Origin of the sequence: Stutzerimonas kirkiae (assembly GCF_004327335.1) — a bacterium.
In the GTDB taxonomy this organism is placed as follows: Bacteria; Pseudomonadota; Gammaproteobacteria; order Pseudomonadales; family Pseudomonadaceae; genus Stutzerimonas; species Stutzerimonas kirkiae.
Map to the genome: position 1 here is coordinate 86,879 of NZ_QJUO01000009.1, position 17,037 is coordinate 103,915.

The 17,037-nt window shown below is 64.1% G+C and carries 12 protein-coding genes; 5 read left to right on the forward strand and 7 right to left on the reverse strand.

Features of this window, described 5'->3' with window-relative positions; all coding sequences use genetic code 11:
- The first annotated feature begins 64 nt into the window (after positions 1-64).
- Both betB and betA read left to right on the forward strand, forming a co-directional pair.
- A complete protein-coding gene (betB, locus tag DNJ95_RS07320) occupies positions 65-1,537 on the forward strand; it encodes a betaine-aldehyde dehydrogenase (RefSeq protein WP_131184066.1) in 1,473 nt (490 codons plus the stop codon).
- A gap of 177 nt (positions 1,538-1,714) precedes the next feature.
- The gene (betA, locus tag DNJ95_RS07325; protein ID WP_131184067.1) at positions 1,715-3,388 is read left to right on the forward strand and encodes a choline dehydrogenase; all 1,674 of its coding nucleotides are present in this window, start codon (positions 1,715-1,717) and stop codon (positions 3,386-3,388) included.
- A gap of 168 nt (positions 3,389-3,556) precedes the next feature.
- On the opposite strand, the gene ppsA is transcribed toward betA, so the two are convergent.
- A complete protein-coding gene (gene ppsA / locus DNJ95_RS07330; RefSeq protein ID WP_131184068.1) occupies positions 3,557-5,926 on the reverse strand; it encodes a phosphoenolpyruvate synthase in 2,370 nt (789 codons plus the stop codon).
- A 143-nt stretch (positions 5,927-6,069) separates the two neighbouring features.
- Here ppsA and ppsR point away from each other — a divergent pair, with 143 nt between their 5' ends.
- Together ppsR and DNJ95_RS07345 are read left to right on the forward strand one after the other, a co-directional pair.
- Positions 6,070-6,888: a posphoenolpyruvate synthetase regulatory kinase/phosphorylase PpsR gene (ppsR, locus tag DNJ95_RS07340; protein WP_131184069.1), complete on the forward strand. Its 819-nt coding sequence runs from the start codon at positions 6,070-6,072 to the stop codon at positions 6,886-6,888.
- A gap of 20 nt (positions 6,889-6,908) precedes the next feature.
- Positions 6,909-7,547 carry a LysE family translocator gene (locus tag DNJ95_RS07345; protein ID WP_207388759.1) on the forward strand — a complete coding sequence of 213 codons (639 nt, stop codon included), beginning with the start codon at positions 6,909-6,911 and terminating at the stop codon, positions 7,545-7,547.
- Between the two features lie 37 nt (positions 7,548-7,584).
- Here the strand turns inward: DNJ95_RS07345 and prpF are convergent, their stop codons facing one another.
- The 6 genes from prpF to DNJ95_RS07375 form a co-directional block, all read right to left on the reverse strand.
- A complete protein-coding gene (gene prpF, locus DNJ95_RS07350) occupies positions 7,585-8,772 on the reverse strand; it encodes a 2-methylaconitate cis-trans isomerase PrpF (RefSeq protein ID WP_131184071.1) in 1,188 nt (395 codons plus the stop codon).
- A gap of 150 nt (positions 8,773-8,922) precedes the next feature.
- Entirely contained in the window at positions 8,923-11,532 is a 2,610-nt protein-coding gene (gene acnD / locus DNJ95_RS07355; protein WP_131184072.1) for a Fe/S-dependent 2-methylisocitrate dehydratase AcnD, read from the reverse strand.
- A 73-nt stretch (positions 11,533-11,605) separates the two neighbouring features.
- On the reverse strand, positions 11,606-12,733 hold the full coding sequence (gene prpC / locus DNJ95_RS07360; protein ID WP_131184073.1) for a bifunctional 2-methylcitrate synthase/citrate synthase: 1,128 nt from the start codon (positions 12,731-12,733) through the stop codon (positions 11,606-11,608).
- A gap of 95 nt (positions 12,734-12,828) precedes the next feature.
- Entirely contained in the window at positions 12,829-13,716 is an 888-nt protein-coding gene (gene prpB, locus DNJ95_RS07365; protein ID WP_131184074.1) for a methylisocitrate lyase, read from the reverse strand.
- The gene (locus DNJ95_RS07370) at positions 13,713-14,426 is read right to left on the reverse strand and encodes a GntR family transcriptional regulator (protein ID WP_131184075.1); all 714 of its coding nucleotides are present in this window, start codon (positions 14,424-14,426) and stop codon (positions 13,713-13,715) included. The genes prpB and DNJ95_RS07370 overlap by 4 nt, the downstream gene beginning before the upstream one ends.
- 438 nt (positions 14,427-14,864) lie before the next feature.
- On the reverse strand, positions 14,865-15,212 hold the full coding sequence (locus tag DNJ95_RS07375) for a tetratricopeptide repeat protein (protein WP_131184076.1): 348 nt from the start codon (positions 15,210-15,212) through the stop codon (positions 14,865-14,867).
- 346 nt (positions 15,213-15,558) lie between these two features.
- On the opposite strand from DNJ95_RS07375, the gene pyk reads away from it, so the two are divergent.
- The gene (gene pyk, locus DNJ95_RS07380; RefSeq protein ID WP_131184077.1) at positions 15,559-17,010 is read left to right on the forward strand and encodes a pyruvate kinase; all 1,452 of its coding nucleotides are present in this window, start codon (positions 15,559-15,561) and stop codon (positions 17,008-17,010) included.
- Positions 17,011-17,037 lie beyond the last annotated feature (27 nt).

Below are 17,037 nucleotides of genomic sequence, written 5' to 3' on the forward strand. Positions count from 1 at the left end.
GCACGGTCTGGGCGGCCTCGCGCGCCCTGCGTCCATGCAACCGATACCACCAGAGGAGAACCCGATGTCCCGCTTTGGCATGCAGAAACTCTATATCGATGGCCGCTACCAGAGCAGCGGCGGCAATGAAATCTTCGAAGCCATCAACCCGGCCAACGGCGAAGTGATCGCCGAATTGCAGGCCGCCACGCGCGCCGATGTCGAGCTGGCGGTCGAGTCCGCGCAACGGGGCCAGCAGGCCTGGGCGGCGATGACCGCCATGCAGCGCTCGCGCATCCTGCGCCGCGCCGTCGACCTCCTGCGCCAGCGCAACGACGAACTGGCCGAACTGGAAACCCTCGATACCGGCAAGGCGCTGTCGGAAACCAGCACGGTGGACATCGTCACTGGAGCCGACGTACTGGAATACTACGCCGGCCTGATCCCGGCCCTGGAAGGCCAGCAGATTCCGCTGCGCGACAGCGCCTTCGTCTATACCCGTCGCGAGCCGCTGGGCGTGGTCGCCGGTATCGGCGCCTGGAACTACCCGATCCAGATCGCCCTGTGGAAGTCCGCGCCAGCGCTGGCCGCCGGCAACGCGATGATCTTCAAGCCGAGCGAAGTCACCTCGCTGACGGCGCTGAAACTGGCCGAGATCTACACTGAGGCAGGCCTGCCGGACGGCGTGTTCAACGTACTCACCGGCAGCGGCGCGGAAGTCGGCCAAATGCTCACCGAGCATCCGCGGATCGCCAAGATTTCCTTCACCGGCGGCGTCGCCACCGGCAAGAAAGTGATGGCCAGCGCCTCGGCCTCGACCCTCAAGGAGGTCACCATGGAGCTCGGCGGCAAATCCCCGCTGATCGTCTTCGCCGATGCCGACCTCGAGCGCGCCGCCGATATCGCCATGATGGCCAACTTCTACAGCTCCGGGCAGGTGTGCACCAACGGCACCCGGGTCTTCGTACCCAGGGCCTTGCAAGCCGCGTTCGAAGCCCGGGTGGTGGAGCGCGTCAGGCGCATCCGCCTCGGCGACCCGCTGGACCCTCGGGTCAATTTCGGCCCGCTGGTGAGCTTCGCGCATATGCAATCCGTGCTGCGCTATATCGACAGCGGCAAGCGCGAAGGCGCGCGCCTGCTGATCGGCGGCGAACGCGTCAGCGAAGGAGAACTGGCCAGGGGCGCCTTCGTCGCGCCGACGGTATTCAGCGACTGCAACGACGACATGCTGATCGTCCGCGAGGAGATCTTCGGCCCGGTCATGAGCATCCTGGCCTATGACAGCGAAGACGAAGTGATCCGCAGGGCCAACGACACCGACTACGGCCTGGCCGCCGGGCTGGTGACCCTCGACCTGGCCCGCGCGCACCGGGTCATCCACCAGTTGCAGGCCGGCATCTGCTGGATCAACACCTGGGGCGAATCCGCCGCCGAGATGCCGGTGGGTGGCTACAAGCACTCCGGCGTCGGTCGCGAGAACGGTATCGCCACCCTCGAACACTACACGCAGATCAAATCGGTACAGGTCGAGCTGGGCGATTTCAGTTCGGTATTTTAAAACAGCCAAAAACAGCCACAAGCTTCAAGCGGCAAGTAAAAGCAAGTGGCTCCGGCTCTCAGGGGCGATTGCGCTATACCGTTATTCGCCGGAAAGGGGCTTCGACAAAAGCGCTGAAGAAGCCCCGGCTTTTCTTGCAGCTTGTGGCTTGCAGCTTTCACCCGGAGGGTGCTGCTCATGGAATACGACTACATCATCATTGGCGCCGGCTCGGCCGGCAATGTGCTGGCCACTCGCCTGAGCGAAGACGCCAGCGTCAGCGTCTTGCTGCTGGAAGCCGGCGGCCCGGACTATCGGCTGGACTTCCGTACCCAGATGCCCGCCGCCCTCGCCTACCCGCTGCAGGGGCGCCGCTACAACTGGGCCTACCTGACCGACCCCGAACCCTACATGAACGACCGGCGCATGGAGTGCGGGCGCGGCAAGGGCCTGGGCGGCTCGTCGCTGATCAACGGCATGTGCTACATCCGCGGCAACGCCATGGACTTCGACAACTGGGCCAGGGAGCCGGGCCTGGAAGACTGGAGCTACCAGGACTGCCTGCCGTACTTCCGCAAGGCGGAGAGCCGCGACAGCGGCGCCAACGATTTCCACGGTGGCGATGGTCCGGTCAGCGTCACCACGCCGAAGCCGGGCAACAATCCGCTGTTCGAGGCGATGATCCAGGCCGGCGTGGAAGCCGGCTACCCGCGCACCGACGACCTCAACGGCTACCAGCAGGAGGGCTTCGGCCCGATGGACCGCACCGTGACGCCGAACGGCCGACGCTCCAGCACCGCCCGCGGCTACCTGGACCAGGCCAGGGCACGCGCCAACCTGACCATCGTCACCCATGCGCTGACCGACCGCATCCTTTTCGCAGACAAGCGCGCGGTGGGCGTCAGCTACCTGAAGGGTGGCGCTAAAGAAGCCATTACGGCCCGGGCAACCCGTGAAGTCCTGCTCTGTGGCGGCGCCATCGCCTCTCCGCAGATACTCCAGCGCTCCGGCGTCGGCCCGGCCAGCCTGCTGCAAGGCCTGGGCATCCCGCTGGTGCACGACCTGCCCGGGGTCGGCGAGAACCTCCAGGACCACCTGGAAATGTACCTGCAGTACGCGTGTACCCAGCCGGTTTCCCTCTACCCTGCGCTGAAGTGGTACAACCAGCCGGCGATCGGCGCCGAATGGCTGTTCAACGGCAGCGGCATCGGCGCCAGCAACCAGTTCGAAGCCGGCGGCTTCATCCGCAGCAGCGCGGCGTTCGAATGGCCGAACATCCAGTACCACTTCCTGCCGGTGGCGATCAACTACAACGGCAGCAACGCGGTGGAAGAGCACGGCTTCCAGGCCCACGTCGGCTCGATGCGCTCGCCCAGCCGTGGCCGCGTACAGGTGAAATCCAGGGACCCGCACGAACACCCGAGCATTCTCTTCAACTACATGTCCAGCGAGCAGGACTGGCAGGAATTCCGCGACGCCATCCGCATCACCCGGGAAATCATGGCGCAACCGGCGCTCGCCCCTTACCGTGGCCGCGAGATCAGCCCCGGCATCGAGGTGCAGAGCGACGAAGAACTGGACGCCTTCGTCCGCGAACACGCGGAAACCGCCTACCACCCCTCCTGCACCTGCAAGATGGGCAGCGACGCGATGGCCGTGGTCGATGGCCAGGGCCGCGTGCATGGACTGCAAGGGCTACGCGTGGTGGATGCCTCGATCATGCCGCAGATCATCACCGGCAATCTCAACGCCACCACCATCATGATCGCCGAGAAAATCGCCGACCGGATTCGTGGCGTCACGCCCCTGCCACGCTGCGACACCGCCTACTTCAAGGCGCAAGGCATGCCGCCGCGCCGGGCCAAAGGCTGACCGCCCGAACGGAAACCCGGGGGCCGCACCTGAGGATCGTGCGTCGATCATTCAGGTGCGCGCCGCACACCCTACGCGAAAACGCCTGACTCCAGGCCAGAACGAAAAGAGGCGATCACCAGGATCGCCTCTTTTCCTACAGCCAGATTTCATACGGCCCGGAGGCTGTCAGACCTCGGCGTCAGCCAGGAAGAACCAGGTGTCGAGCACCGAGTCCGGGTTCAGCGAGACGCTTTCGATGCCCTGCTCCATCAGCCATTTGGCCAGGTCCGGGTGGTCCGAAGGGCCCTGGCCGCAGATGCCGATGTACTTGCCGGCCTTGTTGCACGCCTGGATGGCACTGGCCAGCAGCTTCTTCACCGCCGGGTTACGCTCGTCGAACAGGTGGGCGATGATGCCGGAGTCGCGGTCCAGGCCCAGGGTCAGTTGGGTCATGTCGTTGGAACCGATGGAGAAGCCGTCGAAGAATTCGAGGAACTCATCGGCCAGCAGCGCGTTGGACGGCAGCTCGCACATCATGATCACGCGCAGGCCGTTCTCGCCACGCTTGAGGCCGTACTTGCCCAGCAGGTCGATGACCTGCGAGGCCTCGCCCAGGGTACGCACGAAGGGCACCATCAGCTCGACGTTGGTCAGGCCCATGACATCACGGACCTTCTTCATCGCCCGGCATTCCAGCTCGAAGCAGTCGCGGAAGGAATCGCTGATGTAGCGCGAAGCGCCACGGAAGCCGAGCATCGGGTTTTCTTCTTCCGGCTCGTAGAGCTTGCCGCCGATCAGGTTGGCGTATTCGTTGGACTTGAAGTCCGACAGGCGCACGATGACCTTCTTCGGCCAGAACGCGGCGGCCAGGGTACTGACGCCCTCGACCAGCTTCTCGACATAGAAGTTGACCGGATCGTCATAGCCGGCGATGCGCTTCTCGACGCTGCTCTTGACCTCGCTCGGCAGCCCGGCGAAATTCAGCAGCGCCTTGGGGTGTACGCCGATCATGCGGTTGATGATGAACTCCAGGCGCGCCAGGCCGACCCCGGCGTTGGGCAGTTGCGCGAAGTCGAAGGCACGGTCGGGATTACCGACGTTCATCATGATCTTGAATGGCAGTTCCGGCATGGCGTCGATGGAGTTCTGGCGAATGTCGAAGCCCAGTTCGCCTTCGAAGATCAGCCCGGTATCGCCTTCGGCACAGGTCACGGTGACACGCTGGCCGTCCTTCAGCAGTTCGGTGGCGTTGCCGCAGCCGACCACCGCCGGAATGCCCAGCTCACGGGCGATGATCGCCGCGTGGCAGGTACGCCCGCCACGGTTGGTGACGATGGCGCTGGCGCGCTTCATCACCGGCTCCCAGTCCGGGTCGGTCATGTCGGACACCAGCACGTCGCCCGGCTGCACCTGGTCCATTTCGGAAACATGGTGGATGACCTTGACCGGACCGGAGCCGATGCGCTGGCCGATGGCACGGCCTTCCACCAGCACGGTGCCCTTTTCCTTGAGCAGGTAGCGCTCCATGACATTGATGTTGCTGCGGCTCTTAACGGTTTCCGGACGCGCCTGCACGATATAGAGCTGGCCGTCGTCACCGTCCTTGGCCCACTCGATGTCCATCGGCCGGCCATAGTGCTTCTCGATGATCAGCGCCTGGCGGGCCAGGTTGCCGACTTCTTCGTCGGTCAGGCAGAAGCGTGCGCGCTCGGCGGGATCGACCTCGACGGTCTTGACCGACTTGCCGGCCTTGGCTTCCGTGCCATAGACCATCTTGATCGCCTTGCTGCCCAGGTTGCGGCGCAGGATCGCCGGGCGGCCGGCCTCCAGCGTGTGCTTGTGGACATAGAATTCGTCGGGGTTGACCGCGCCCTGCACCACGGTTTCGCCCAGCCCGTAGGCGCCGGTGATGAACACCACGTCGCGGAAACCCGACTCGGTGTCCAGGGTGAACATCACCCCGGCGGTGCCGGTTTCCGAGCGCACCATGCGCTGCACGCCGGCGGACAGCGCCACCAGCTTGTGGTCGAAGCCCTGGTGCACGCGGTAGGCGATGGCGCGGTCGTTGAACAGCGAAGCGAAGACTTCCTTGGCGGCACGGATCACGTTGTCCACGCCGCGGATGTTCAGGAAGGTTTCCTGCTGGCCGGCGAAGGAAGCGTCCGGCAGGTCTTCGGCGGTGGCCGAGGAGCGCACGGCCACCGCCATGTTGTCGTTGCCGCCGCTCATCTCGGCGAAGGCGGTACGGATATCGGCATCGAGGCGCGCCGGCAGTTCGGCGTCCATCACCCACTGGCGGATCTGCGCACCAGCCTTGGCCAGGGCATTGACATCATCGACATCGAGGGCGTCCAGGGTCGCGTGAATGCGATCGTTGAGACCGCTCTGCTCGAGGAAGTCACGATAGGCCTGGGCCGTGGTGGCAAAGCCACCTGGTACGGAAACACCGGCACCGGCGAGGTTGCTGATCATCTCGCCCAGCGAGGCGTTCTTGCCCCCAACGTGCTCGACATCGTGGTTGCCGAGCTTATCGAGGGAAACTACGTACTCTACCAAGGTGATCTCTCCAGTCATGTTGGAATCTCGATCCGAGCCATGTCGCCGACAGTGACCTGGCCCCGCAAAATAAGTGACAATGCCCGCCATTCCACACTCGGCGAAAATGCCGGGCAACGTTCTTCACCCAAGGCCCGCAGCCCATGAAACGAACTGCTTTCTTCATCTCCGACGGCACCGGCATAACGGCCGAGACGCTGGGCCAGAGCCTGCTCGCACAATTCGAGAACATCAGCTTCATCAAGTTGACGCGCCCGTACATCGATACTGCGGAAAAAGCGCGGGTAATGGTACAGCAAATCAATGCGGCAGCGGAAAAGGACGGTGCCCGCCCGATCATCTTCGATACGCTGGTGAACCAGGAAATCCGCGACATCCTGGCCGAGTCGGATGGTTTCATGATCGACATCTTCTCATCCTTCCTGTCGCCCCTGGAAAACGAGCTGAGCTCGCGCTCCTCCTACTCCGTGGGCAAGTCCCACTCCATTTCCCACCACACCAGCTACATGGAGCGGATCGACGCGGTCAACTTCGCGCTGGACAACGACGATGGCGCCCGCACGCGACATTATGACAAGGCCGACCTGATCCTGGTGGGTGTTTCCAGGTGCGGCAAAACGCCCACCTGCCTGTATATGGCCATGCAATACGGCATCCGCGCCGCCAACTACCCGCTGACCGAGGAAGACATGGAGCGCCTGCAATTGCCGGCGACCCTCAAGCAGTACCGCGACAAACTGTTCGGCCTGACCATCGACCCGGACCGCCTGGCCGCCATCCGCAACGAGCGCAAGCCCAACAGCCGCTACTCCAGTTTTGCCCAGTGCGAGTTCGAAGTCCGCGAGGTGGAAAACCTGTTGCGCCGCGAAAATATCCCGCACATCAACTCCACGCATTTCTCGGTGGAGGAAATCTCCGCCAAGATACTGGTGGAGAAAGGTGTGGAACGTCGCTTGAAATAACCTTCTTCGAGTCCTGAAAAATGATACTGATGGATGCACTGCTGTTCGCCCCGGTCGCCTTCCTGATAGCCCTGACACCCGGTCCGAACAACTTCTGCGCAATGAACAACGGCATACGCCACGGTGTGGCGACCGCCGTCCTGGCCACTAGCGGGCGGGTGCTGGCCTTCGCCATTTTCCTGTTCATCTCCGCCGTCGGCCTGGGCGCCATGCTGTTGGCCTCGGAAACCGTGTTCACCGCGATCAAGTGGGTCGGCGCGGCCTACCTGGTCTATCTCGGCATCAGCGCCTGGCGCAGCCACTCCTTCGCCGGCCTGGACAGCGACGAAGCGGCCGCCCTGCCACGCCGGAACCTGTGGAAGTCGATGCTGCAGGAATTCCTCATCGGCATCAGCAATCCCAAGGCCATCCTGCTGTTCGCGGCGATCTTCCCGCAGTTCATCAAACCCGGCCAACCCGCCGCGGAGCAGTTCCTCTACCTGGGCACCACCTACCTGCTGGCCGAGTACGCCGCTTCCCTGGTCTATGCGCTGTTCGGCCGGCAGATCCGCCGGCTGATCAAGACCGCCCGAGGCGTGCGCCGGCTGAACAGAACCACCGGTGCCTTCTTCGTCGGCGCCGGCGGTCTGCTGCTCGGCAGCAGCCACAAGCTCTCGTAGGCTCCGGGCCGGCCCGCGAAGCTGTTGCGGGCCGTGCCTACAGGCTGTCGCCCGGTACGCGCACCCAGCCCTCCATCAATATCCGCGCACTGCGGCTCATGATGGCCTTGGTCACCGTCCACTGGCCATCCACCTGCCGTGCCTCGGCACCGACCCGCAAGACGCCGGACGGATGGCCGAAACGCACCGCGCTGCGTTCGCCGCCGCCCGCGGCCAGGTTGACCAGGGTGCCAGGGATGGCGGCGGCGGTGCCGATGGCCACGGCGGCGGTGCCCATCATCGCGTGGTGCAGCTTGCCCATCGACAACGCCCGTACCAGCAGGTCGATATCGCCCGCTACGATGCCCTTGCCACTGGCAGCGACATAGTCCCTGGGTGGCGCGACGAAGGCGATCTTCGGCGTGTGCTGGCGGGTCGCGGCTTCCTCTGGGGTCTCCATCAGCCCCATGCGCAGTGCGCCGGCGACGCGGATCTTCTCGAAGCGCGCCAGCGCCACCGGGTCGCCGTTGATGTCTTCGCGCAGCTCGGCACCGCTGTAGCCGATGTCAGCGGCGTTGACGAACACCGTGGGAATCCCGGCGCTGATCATGGTCGCCTTGAAGGTACCGACACCCGGCACCTCGAGCTCATCGACCAGGTTGCCGGTGGGGAACATCGAACCGCCCTCCTCGCCATCGTCGGACGGGTCGAGGAACTCCAGCACGATCTCGGCCGCCGGGAAGGTCACGCCATCCAGCTCGAAATCACCCGTTTCCTGCACCTGGCCCGCGCTCACCGGCACATGGGCGATGATGGTCTTGCCGATATTGGCCTGCCAGATACGCACCACGCACACACCCTCCTCGGGAATGCGCGCCGCGTCGACCAGCCCGGCATGTATGGCGAAGGCGCCGGCGGCGGTGGACAGGTTGCCACAGTTGCCGGACCAGTCGACGAACGCCTTGTCGATGGCAACCTGGCCATACAGGTAATCGACATCGTGCTCCGGACGGGTGCTTTTCGACAGGATCACGCACTTGCTGGTGCTCGACGTGGCACCGCCCATGCCGTCGATATGCGCGGCGTACGGGTCGGGGCTGCCGATCACGCGCATGAACAGCCGGTCGCGCGCCGCGCCGGGCACCTGGCAACTTTCCGGCAGGTCCTGCAGGCGGAAGAACACGCCCTTGCTGGTGCCGCCTCGGATATAGGTGGCGGGAATCTTGACTTGAGCTGCGTGGGACATTGCTTGCTCCTGGGTAAGGGGTTGCAGGGTAAACGAGCCGCAAAGAGGCTGGACGACGATTCGAGCTTGTCGCCCAGCGTCCAGCCTCCAGCGCTTTGCCTCGAGCGTCATGCCGCAATGCAGCATGACGCGATCGCCCTGCCGGGGTTATCAGGCCTTGCCTTCGAGGAAGTCCTGGGCGAAGCGCTGCAAAACGCCGCCGGCCTCGTACACCGAGACTTCCTCGGCGGTATCCAGGCGGCAGGTCATCGGCACTTCCAGGGTTTCGCCGTCGCGCCGGTGGATGACCAGGGTCAGTTCGGCGCGCGGCTGGCGCTCGCCGACCACGTCATAGGTCTCGCTGCCGTCCAGCCCCAGCGTCTTGCGCGTGGTGCCCGGCTTGAACTCCAGCGGCAGCACGCCCATGCCGATCAGGTTGGTGCGGTGGATACGCTCGAAGCCTTCGGCGGCGATCGCTTCCACCCCGGCCAGGCGCACGCCCTTGGCGGCCCAGTCGCGGGACGAACCCTGGCCGTAGTCGGCGCCGGCGACGATGATCAGCGGCTGCTTGCGGTTCATGTAGGTTTCGATGGCTTCCCACATGCGCAGCACCTGGCCCTCCGGCTCGACCCGTGCCAGCGAGCCCTGCTTCACGCTGCCGTCCTCGTTCAGCACCATCTCGTTGAACAGTTTCGGGTTGGCGAAGGTCGCGCGCTGGGCGGTCAGGTGGTCGCCACGGTGGGTCGCGTAGGAGTTGAAGTCCTCCTCGGGCAGGCCCATCTTGTGCAGGTATTCGCCGGCGGCGCTGTCCAGCAGGATGGCGTTGGACGGCGACAGGTGGTCGGTGGTGATATTGTCCGGCAGGATCGCCAGCGGGCGCATGCCCTTGAGCGTGCGCTCGCCGGCCAGGGCGCCCTCCCAGTACGGCGGACGACGGATATAGGTGGACTGCGGACGCCAGTCGTACAACGGGCTTTGCGCTTCCTCGATGGTGCCCAGGTCGAACATCGGGATATACACCTGCCTGAACTGTTCGGGCTTGACGCTCGCCGCCACGATGGCGTCGATTTCCTCGTCGCTCGGCCACAGGTCCTTGAGGGTGACGGGGTTGCCCTGGGCATCATGGCCGAGCACATCCTGCTCGATGTCGAAGCGCACGGTACCGGCGATGGCATAGGCCACCACCAGCGGCGGCGAAGCCAGGAAGGCCTGCTTGGCATACGGGTGGATACGCCCATCGAAGTTGCGATTGCCGGACAGCACCGCCGTGGCATACAGGTCGCGCTCGATGATTTCCCGCTGGATGTCCGGGTCCAGCGCGCCGGACATGCCATTACAGGTGGTGCAGGCATAGGCGACGATGCCGAAACCGAGCTGTTCCAGTTCCGACAGCAGGCCGGCCTCCTCCAGGTACAGCCTGGCCACCTTGGAGCCCGGCGCGAAGGAGGTCTTGACCCAGGGCTTGCGTACCAGCCCCAGCGCGTTGGCCTTTTTCGCCAGCAGGCCGGCAGCGACCACGTTGCGCGGGTTGGAGGTATTGGTGCAACTGGTGATGGCGGCGATGATCACCGCGCCATCGGGCATCAGCCCCTGGGCCTCCTCGGCCCTGGCGGCTTCCAGCTTGACCTCGTCGGCGATGCCACGCGCCTGCAGGTCACTGGTCGGCAGGCGCCGGTGCGGGTTGGACGGGCCGGCCATATTGCGCACGACGCTGGACAGGTCGAACGTCAGCACCCGCTCGTACTCGGCGCTGGCCAGGTCGTCGGCCCACAGGCCGAGGGTCTTCGCGTAGTTCTCCACCAGCGCCACCTGCTCCGGCTCACGGCCGGTCAGTTTCAGGTAGTCGATGGTCTGCTGGTCGATATAGAACATCGCCGCGGTGGCACCGTACTCGGGGCACATATTGGAAATGGTCGCGCGGTCGCCGATGGACAGGCTGTCGGCACCTTCGCCGAAGAACTCGACCCAGGCGCCGACCACCCGCTGCTGGCGCAGGAACTCGGTCAGCGCCAGCACGATATCGGTGGCGGTGATACCCGGCTGGCGCTTGCCGGTCAGTTCGACGCCGACGATATCCGGCAGGCGCATCATCGAGGCCCGACCGAGCATCACCGTCTCGGCCTCCAGGCCGCCGACGCCGATGGCGATCACACCCAGCGCATCGACGTGCGGGGTGTGCGAATCGGTACCGACGCAAGTGTCCGGGAAAGCCACACCGCCACGGGCCTGGATCACCGGCGACATCTTCTCCAGGTTGATCTGGTGCATGATGCCATTGCCGGCGGGGATCACATCGACGTTCTTGAAGGCGGTCTTGGTCCACTCGATGAAGTGGAAACGGTCTTCGTTGCGGCGGTCCTCGATGGCACGGTTCTTCTCGAAGGCGTCCTTCTCGAAACCGCCATGCTCGACGGCCAGCGAATGGTCGACGATCAGTTGGGTCGGCACCACCGGGTTGACCTTGGCCGGGTCGCCGCCCTTGTCGGCGATCGCATCGCGCAGGCCGGCCAGGTCGACCAGCGCGGTCTGCCCGAGGATGTCATGGCAGACCACGCGCGCCGGATACCAGGGGAAGTCCAGGTCGCGCCGGCGCTCGATCAGTTGCTCCAGCGAGGCGCTGAGGCTCCCTGGATCGCAGCGACGGACCAGTTGCTCGGCCAGCACCCGGCTGACATAAGGCAGGCCGGCCCAGGCTCCGGGCTTGATGGCATCGACCGCCGCACGGGCGTCGAAGTAGTCCAGAGTGGTGCCAGGCAGGGGTTTGCGATTTTCGACATTCATTGGGCAGAAACTCGGTCAGGTCATACACGGAATAATCAGGAGGGGGCCTGGAGCCCGGCCCCCTTGCCACTTCTCAGCGCTTGTCGATTTCCGGCACCGCACGCTGCTCGACGCCGATGTAGTCGGCGCTCGGGCGGATGATGCGGTTGTTCGCGCGCTGTTCGAAGACATGGGCAGTCCAGCCGGTCACTCGCGAACAGACGAAGATCGGCGTGAACAGCTTGGTCGGAATGCCCATGAAGTGGTAAGCCGAGGCATGGTAGAAGTCGGCATTGGGGAACAGCTTCTTCTGCTCCCACATGGTCTTGTCGATGGCTTCCGAGACCGGGTAGAGCACGCTATCGCCCGCCTCCTCGGCCAGCTTCTTCGCCCACTGCTTGATCACCTCGTTGCGTGGGTCGGACTCACGGTAGATGGCATGGCCGAAGCCCATGATCTTGTCCTTGCGCTCGATCATCGCCAGCAACTCGCTGACCGCCTCCTGCGGGGAAGAGAAGCGCTCGATCAGTTCCATCGCCGCCTCGTTGGCACCGCCATGCAGCGGGCCACGCAGGGAGCCGATGGAGCCGGTGACACAGGAGTACAGGTCGCTCAGCGTCGAGGCACAGACCCGGCCGGTGAAGGTCGAGGCATTGAACTCGTGCTCGGCGTAGAGGATCAGCGAGACGTTCATCACCTTGCGATGCAGTTCGCTCGGCGCCTTGCCATGCAGCAGGTGCAGGAAGTGCCCGCCGATGGTGTCCTCGTCGCTGGTGCACTCGATACGCACGCCGTCATGGGTGAAGCGATACCAGTAGCAGAGGATCGCCGGGAATACCGCCAGCAGCCGCTCGGCCACCTCGCGCTGCTGCTCGAACGAGTGCTCGGGCTCGAGCGTTCCCAGCACCGAGGCACCGGTGCGCATCACATCCATAGGGTGGGCATCGGCGGGGATGCGTTCCAGCACTTCCTTGAGTGCCACCGGCAAGTCACGTTTGCTCTTGAGCTTTTGCTGATAGGCGGCCAATTGCCGGCGGTTCGGCAGTTCGCCATGGAAAAGCAGGTAGGCCACTTCTTCGAAATCCGAATTGGCCGCCAGCTCACGCACGTCGTAACCACGGTAAGTCAGACCAGCGCCCTCCTTGCCGACGGTGCACAATGCGGTTTCACCCGCGATCTGGCCACGCAGGCCAGCGCCACTCAATACTTTTGCTTCAGCCATTGCTTTCTCCTTATTGGATTTATTCTGGATAGCGCGAAACGACAAGCCCGGCGGAGGTGACAGATCAGGCCGCTGCCACCTGTGCCCGCCAGGGTTCAGCTTTTCTTCTGGGCGAACAGGGCGTCGAGCTTCTGCTCGAATGCGTGGTAGCCGATGCGGTCATACAACTCGGCACGGCTCTGCATCAGGTCGATCACCTCCTTCTGGTGGCCATCGCGGCGTACCGCGGTATAGACCGCCTCGGCGGCCTTGTTGGCGGCGCGGAAGGCCGACAGCGGATAGAGCTGGATGGCGACACCGACCGAGGCCAGCTCTTCACGGCTGAACAACGGCGTGGCGCCGAACTCGGTGATGTTGGCCAGCACCGGCACCTTCAGCTCATCGACGAAACGCTTGTAGGTCGGCAGGTCATAGGCGGCTTCGGCGAAGATGGCATCGGCGCCGGCCTCCACGTATTTCAGCGAGCGCTCGATGGCGGCATCCACGCCCTCGGCCTGGATGGCGTCGGTGCGGGCGATCAGGAAGAACGCCGGATCGGTTTTCGCATCGGCTGCGGCCTTGACGCGGTCGACCATCTCCTCGGTGGAAACGATCTCCTTGCCCGGACGGTGACCGCAACGCTTGGCCCCGACCTGATCCTCGATATGCGCCGCGGCGGCGCCGGCCTTGATCAGGTTCTTCACCGTACGCTCGATGTTGAAGGCGCTCGGTCCGAAACCGGTGTCGATGTCCACCAGCAGCGGCAGGTCGCAGACATCGGTGATGCGCCGCACGTCGGTCAGCACGTCATCCAGGGTGTTGATACCCAGGTCCGGCAGGCCAAGGGAGCCGGCGGCGACACCGCCACCGGACAGGTAGATGGCCTTGAAGCCGGCGCGCCTGGCCAGCAGTGCATGGTTGGCGTTGATGGCGCCGATCACCTGCAACGGCGACTCACTGGCCAGGGCATCGCGGAAACGCTGGCCCGCTGTGGGAAGGGTCATGCCTCACCTCTCTTTGGTTGGTTCTGGATTTGAGCGACAGCGAAGTGGCGCTCGATGTTGCGCTTGGATGCCGCGATATGACGGCGCATCAGCAGTTCGGCCAGTTCACCGTCACGGTCGGCGATGGCCTCGAGAATGCGATGGTGTTCGTTGAAAGCCTGGCGGGGGCGATTGGGTACGGAAGAGAACTGGATACGGTACATGCGCACCAGTTGGTACAGCTCGCCACACAGCATCTGCGTCAGCGTCCGGTTGCCGCTGCCCTGGATGATCTTGTAGTGGAAGTCGAAATCGCCTTCCTGCTGGTAATAGCCGACGCCGGCCAGGAAGGCTTCGTCGCGCTCATGGGCACTGAGGATAAGGCGCAGCTCGTCGATATCCGCCTCACTCATGCGCTGCGCCGCCAGGCGGCAGGCCATGCCTTCCAGGGACTCGCGGATTTCGTACAGCTCGATCAGCTCCGCATGGCTCAGCGAAACCACCCGCGCACCGACATGCGGCACACGAACCAGCAGCTTCTGCCCTTCCAGGCGATGGATCGCCTCGCGTAGCGGCCCGCGGCTGATGCCGTAGGTTCGCGCCAGCTCGGGTTCGGATATCTTGCTGCCGGGCTTGATATGGCCCTTGACGATGGCCGTCTGTATCTGCCGGAACACGTGCTCGGAAAGTGTCCCGCTATCCAGGTTCGGCTCTACAGGTAGCTCAAGCATGATTGTCTACAACCATAAATAGTTCATGGGGAATCTAACCACAAGAACCAGCCCGGTCAATTTCAAAACCGAGTGATTGTCGACAATCCATCTAAGACCTTAGGTTAATAGCAATATGGCTAAAATCATTTGGAAAGCCATGCAACCCGCATAAAACCTGGGAAACCCCACTTATCGCCAATGATTTTCAATTAAAAAAGACCGCAAAAAGGCTGCCGACGGGCGCCCAGATAAACAGGAAAGAGAAGAGATTGTAGACACTTTGCCTGGACAGGCCCGCAGGAAGCGAATACGACAGGCCATGCCGAGCGTGTCGTGGACATGCATGCACCATGAATTGCAGCGGCGGCGGTGGCGGTGGCGGTGGCGGCAATCCCTGCCGCGCCTATCTGCGATTGCGCTCATATCGGAGCGGGTGCCGCCCGAAGGCCGGCGGTATCACTTGGCGGCGACGTGATGCCCGAGCTGACGCAGCGTTTCCAGGCGGGCACGGGCGCGGTAGGCGTACTCACTGACCGGATAGCGGGCGACGATGAACTGGTAGGTCTCCACCGCATCGACGAACAACCCCTGGCGCTCCAGGCACTGGCCACGCAACAGGGAGATCTCCGGCTGCAGGTAGCTCCTGGAACGGCTCAGCCGCTCGGCCCTGGACAACTCCAGCGTCGCTTGTCCGCAGTCGCCCTGTTCATAAAAGCCATAGGCGCTGTCGAGCGAACGGTCCAGGGCCGAGCGCCCGCAACCGGTGACCAGCAACGCCGCACACACAATGGTCAATACACGCATGGATATCTCCTCCGATGCCGGATTATCGGCCAGCGGCGATAAAACTGCAGCGGCAAAGAATTGCCTGGAGCAATTTTTGACATCGCCCCGCGATGTCCCATGGGGAGCGGAGTGATCGCATCTTGCCCGCATTCACAAAGACGCTGGAGCCCGGAAAGCTGGACGAAAACGCCGGCAGCCACACTCCCTCGTTCAGCCTCGAGCCTTCCAGCGCTCTGCACGGCTCTTTAGCATGCCGGGGGCAGCCGCCAGGGATGGCAGGCCACAAAAGAGTAGTGGCGCGTAACGATGACTACAACGCGGCGGCATAGTAGCCTCGGGCAACCAGAAACCAAGGAGCCATTGCATGATCTCGCGTCGCACCAAAATCGTCGCAACCCTCGGCCCATCCAGCAGTTCAGAGGAAGTGCTGGAAAAGATGATCCTCGCCGGCCTGGATGTGGCCCGCCTGAACTTCTCCCATGGCACCCCCGATGAGCACCGCGCACGCGCCACCCTGGTACGCGAAATCGCCGCCCGCCATGGCCGCTTCGTCGCCCTGCTCGGCGACCTGCAAGGCCCGAAGATCCGCATCGCCAAATTCCGCGACAAGCGCATCGAACTCAAGGAAGGCGACAACTTCCGCTTCTCGGTCACCCACCCGCGCGATGCCGGCACCCAGGAAGTGGTCGGCATCGACTACCCGGATCTGGTCAAGGACTGCCGGGTCGGCGACGAACTGCTGCTGGACGATGGCCGCGTGGTCATGCGCGTCGAAAGCACCACTGCCGATGAACTGCATTGCGTCGTGCTGATCGGCGGCCCGCTGTCCGACCACAAGGGCATCAACCGCCGTGGCGGCGGCCTCACCGCCCCCGCACTGACCGCCAAGGACAAGGCCGACATCAAGGTCGCCGCCGAGCTCGACCTGGACTACCTGGCCGTATCCTTCCCCCGCGATGCCGCCGACATGGAACTGGCGCGCCGCCTGCGTGACGAAGCGGGCTCCAGCGCCTGGCTGATCGCCAAGATCGAGCGCGCCGAAGCCGTGGCCAACGATGAATCCCTGGACGCGCTGATCCGCGCCAGCGACGGCGTGATGGTCGCGCGTGGCGACCTGGGCGTGGAAATCGGCGATGCCGAACTGGTCGGCATCCAGAAGAAGATCATCCTGCACTCGCGCCGCCACAACAAAGTGGTGATCACCGCCACACAGATGATGGAGTCGATGATCCACAGCCCGATGCCCACCCGCGCCGAAGTATCCGACGTGGCCAACGCCGTGCTCGACTACACCGATGCGGTGATGCTCTCGGCGGAAAGCGCCGCCGGCGATTATCCGGTGGAAGCCATCGCCGCCATGGCCCGGGTCTGCGTCGGCGCGGAAAAACACCCGACCAGCACCCGCTCCGGCCATCGCCTCGGCCAGAGTTTCAGCCGCTGCGACGAAAGCACCGCCCTCGCGGCGATGTACACGGCCAACCACTTCCCCGGCGTCAAGGCCATCATCAGCCTGACCGAAAGCGGCTACACCCCGCTGATCATGTCGCGCATCCGCTCCTCGGTGCCGATCTTCGCCTTCACCCCCTATCGCGAGAGCCAGGCGCGGGTCGCGCTGTTCCGTGGCGTGCAGACGGTACCTTTCGAGGCAGCGGCCCTGCCGGCGGAAAAAGTCAGCCAGACCGCGGTGGACGAGTTGCTCAAGCGTGGCGTGGTGGAACCGGGCGACTGGGTCATCCTGACCAAGGGTGACAGCTATCACGGCACCGGCGGCACCAACACCATGAAGCTGCTGCATGTCGGCGACTTCCTGAGCTGACCCCGACCGCAACGCCACCTGCCGGTG

Bases quoted from the DNA above. Each gene is read 5' to 3' on its own strand.
- prpC (WP_131184073.1), bottom strand. From the start codon at position 12,733: ATGGCTGAAGCAAAAGTATTGAGTGGCGCTGGCCTGCGTGGCCAGATC.
- DNJ95_RS07370 (WP_131184075.1), bottom strand. From the start codon at position 14,426: ATGCTTGAGCTACCTGTAGAGCCGAACCTGGATAGCGGGACACTTTCC.
- ppsR (WP_131184069.1), top strand. From the start codon at position 6,070: ATGAAACGAACTGCTTTCTTCATCTCCGACGGCACCGGCATAACGGCC.
- acnD (WP_131184072.1), bottom strand. From the start codon at position 11,532: ATGAATGTCGAAAATCGCAAACCCCTGCCTGGCACCACTCTGGACTAC.
- pyk (WP_131184077.1), top strand. From the start codon at position 15,559: ATGATCTCGCGTCGCACCAAAATCGTCGCAACCCTCGGCCCATCCAGC.
- betA (WP_131184067.1), top strand. From the start codon at position 1,715: ATGGAATACGACTACATCATCATTGGCGCCGGCTCGGCCGGCAATGTG.
- DNJ95_RS07345 (WP_207388759.1), top strand. From the start codon at position 6,909: ATGATACTGATGGATGCACTGCTGTTCGCCCCGGTCGCCTTCCTGATA.
- prpB (WP_131184074.1), bottom strand. From the start codon at position 13,716: ATGACCCTTCCCACAGCGGGCCAGCGTTTCCGCGATGCCCTGGCCAGT.
- DNJ95_RS07375 (WP_131184076.1), bottom strand. From the start codon at position 15,212: ATGCGTGTATTGACCATTGTGTGTGCGGCGTTGCTGGTCACCGGTTGC.
- prpF (WP_131184071.1), bottom strand. From the start codon at position 8,772: ATGTCCCACGCAGCTCAAGTCAAGATTCCCGCCACCTATATCCGAGGC.
- betB (WP_131184066.1), top strand. From the start codon at position 65: ATGTCCCGCTTTGGCATGCAGAAACTCTATATCGATGGCCGCTACCAG.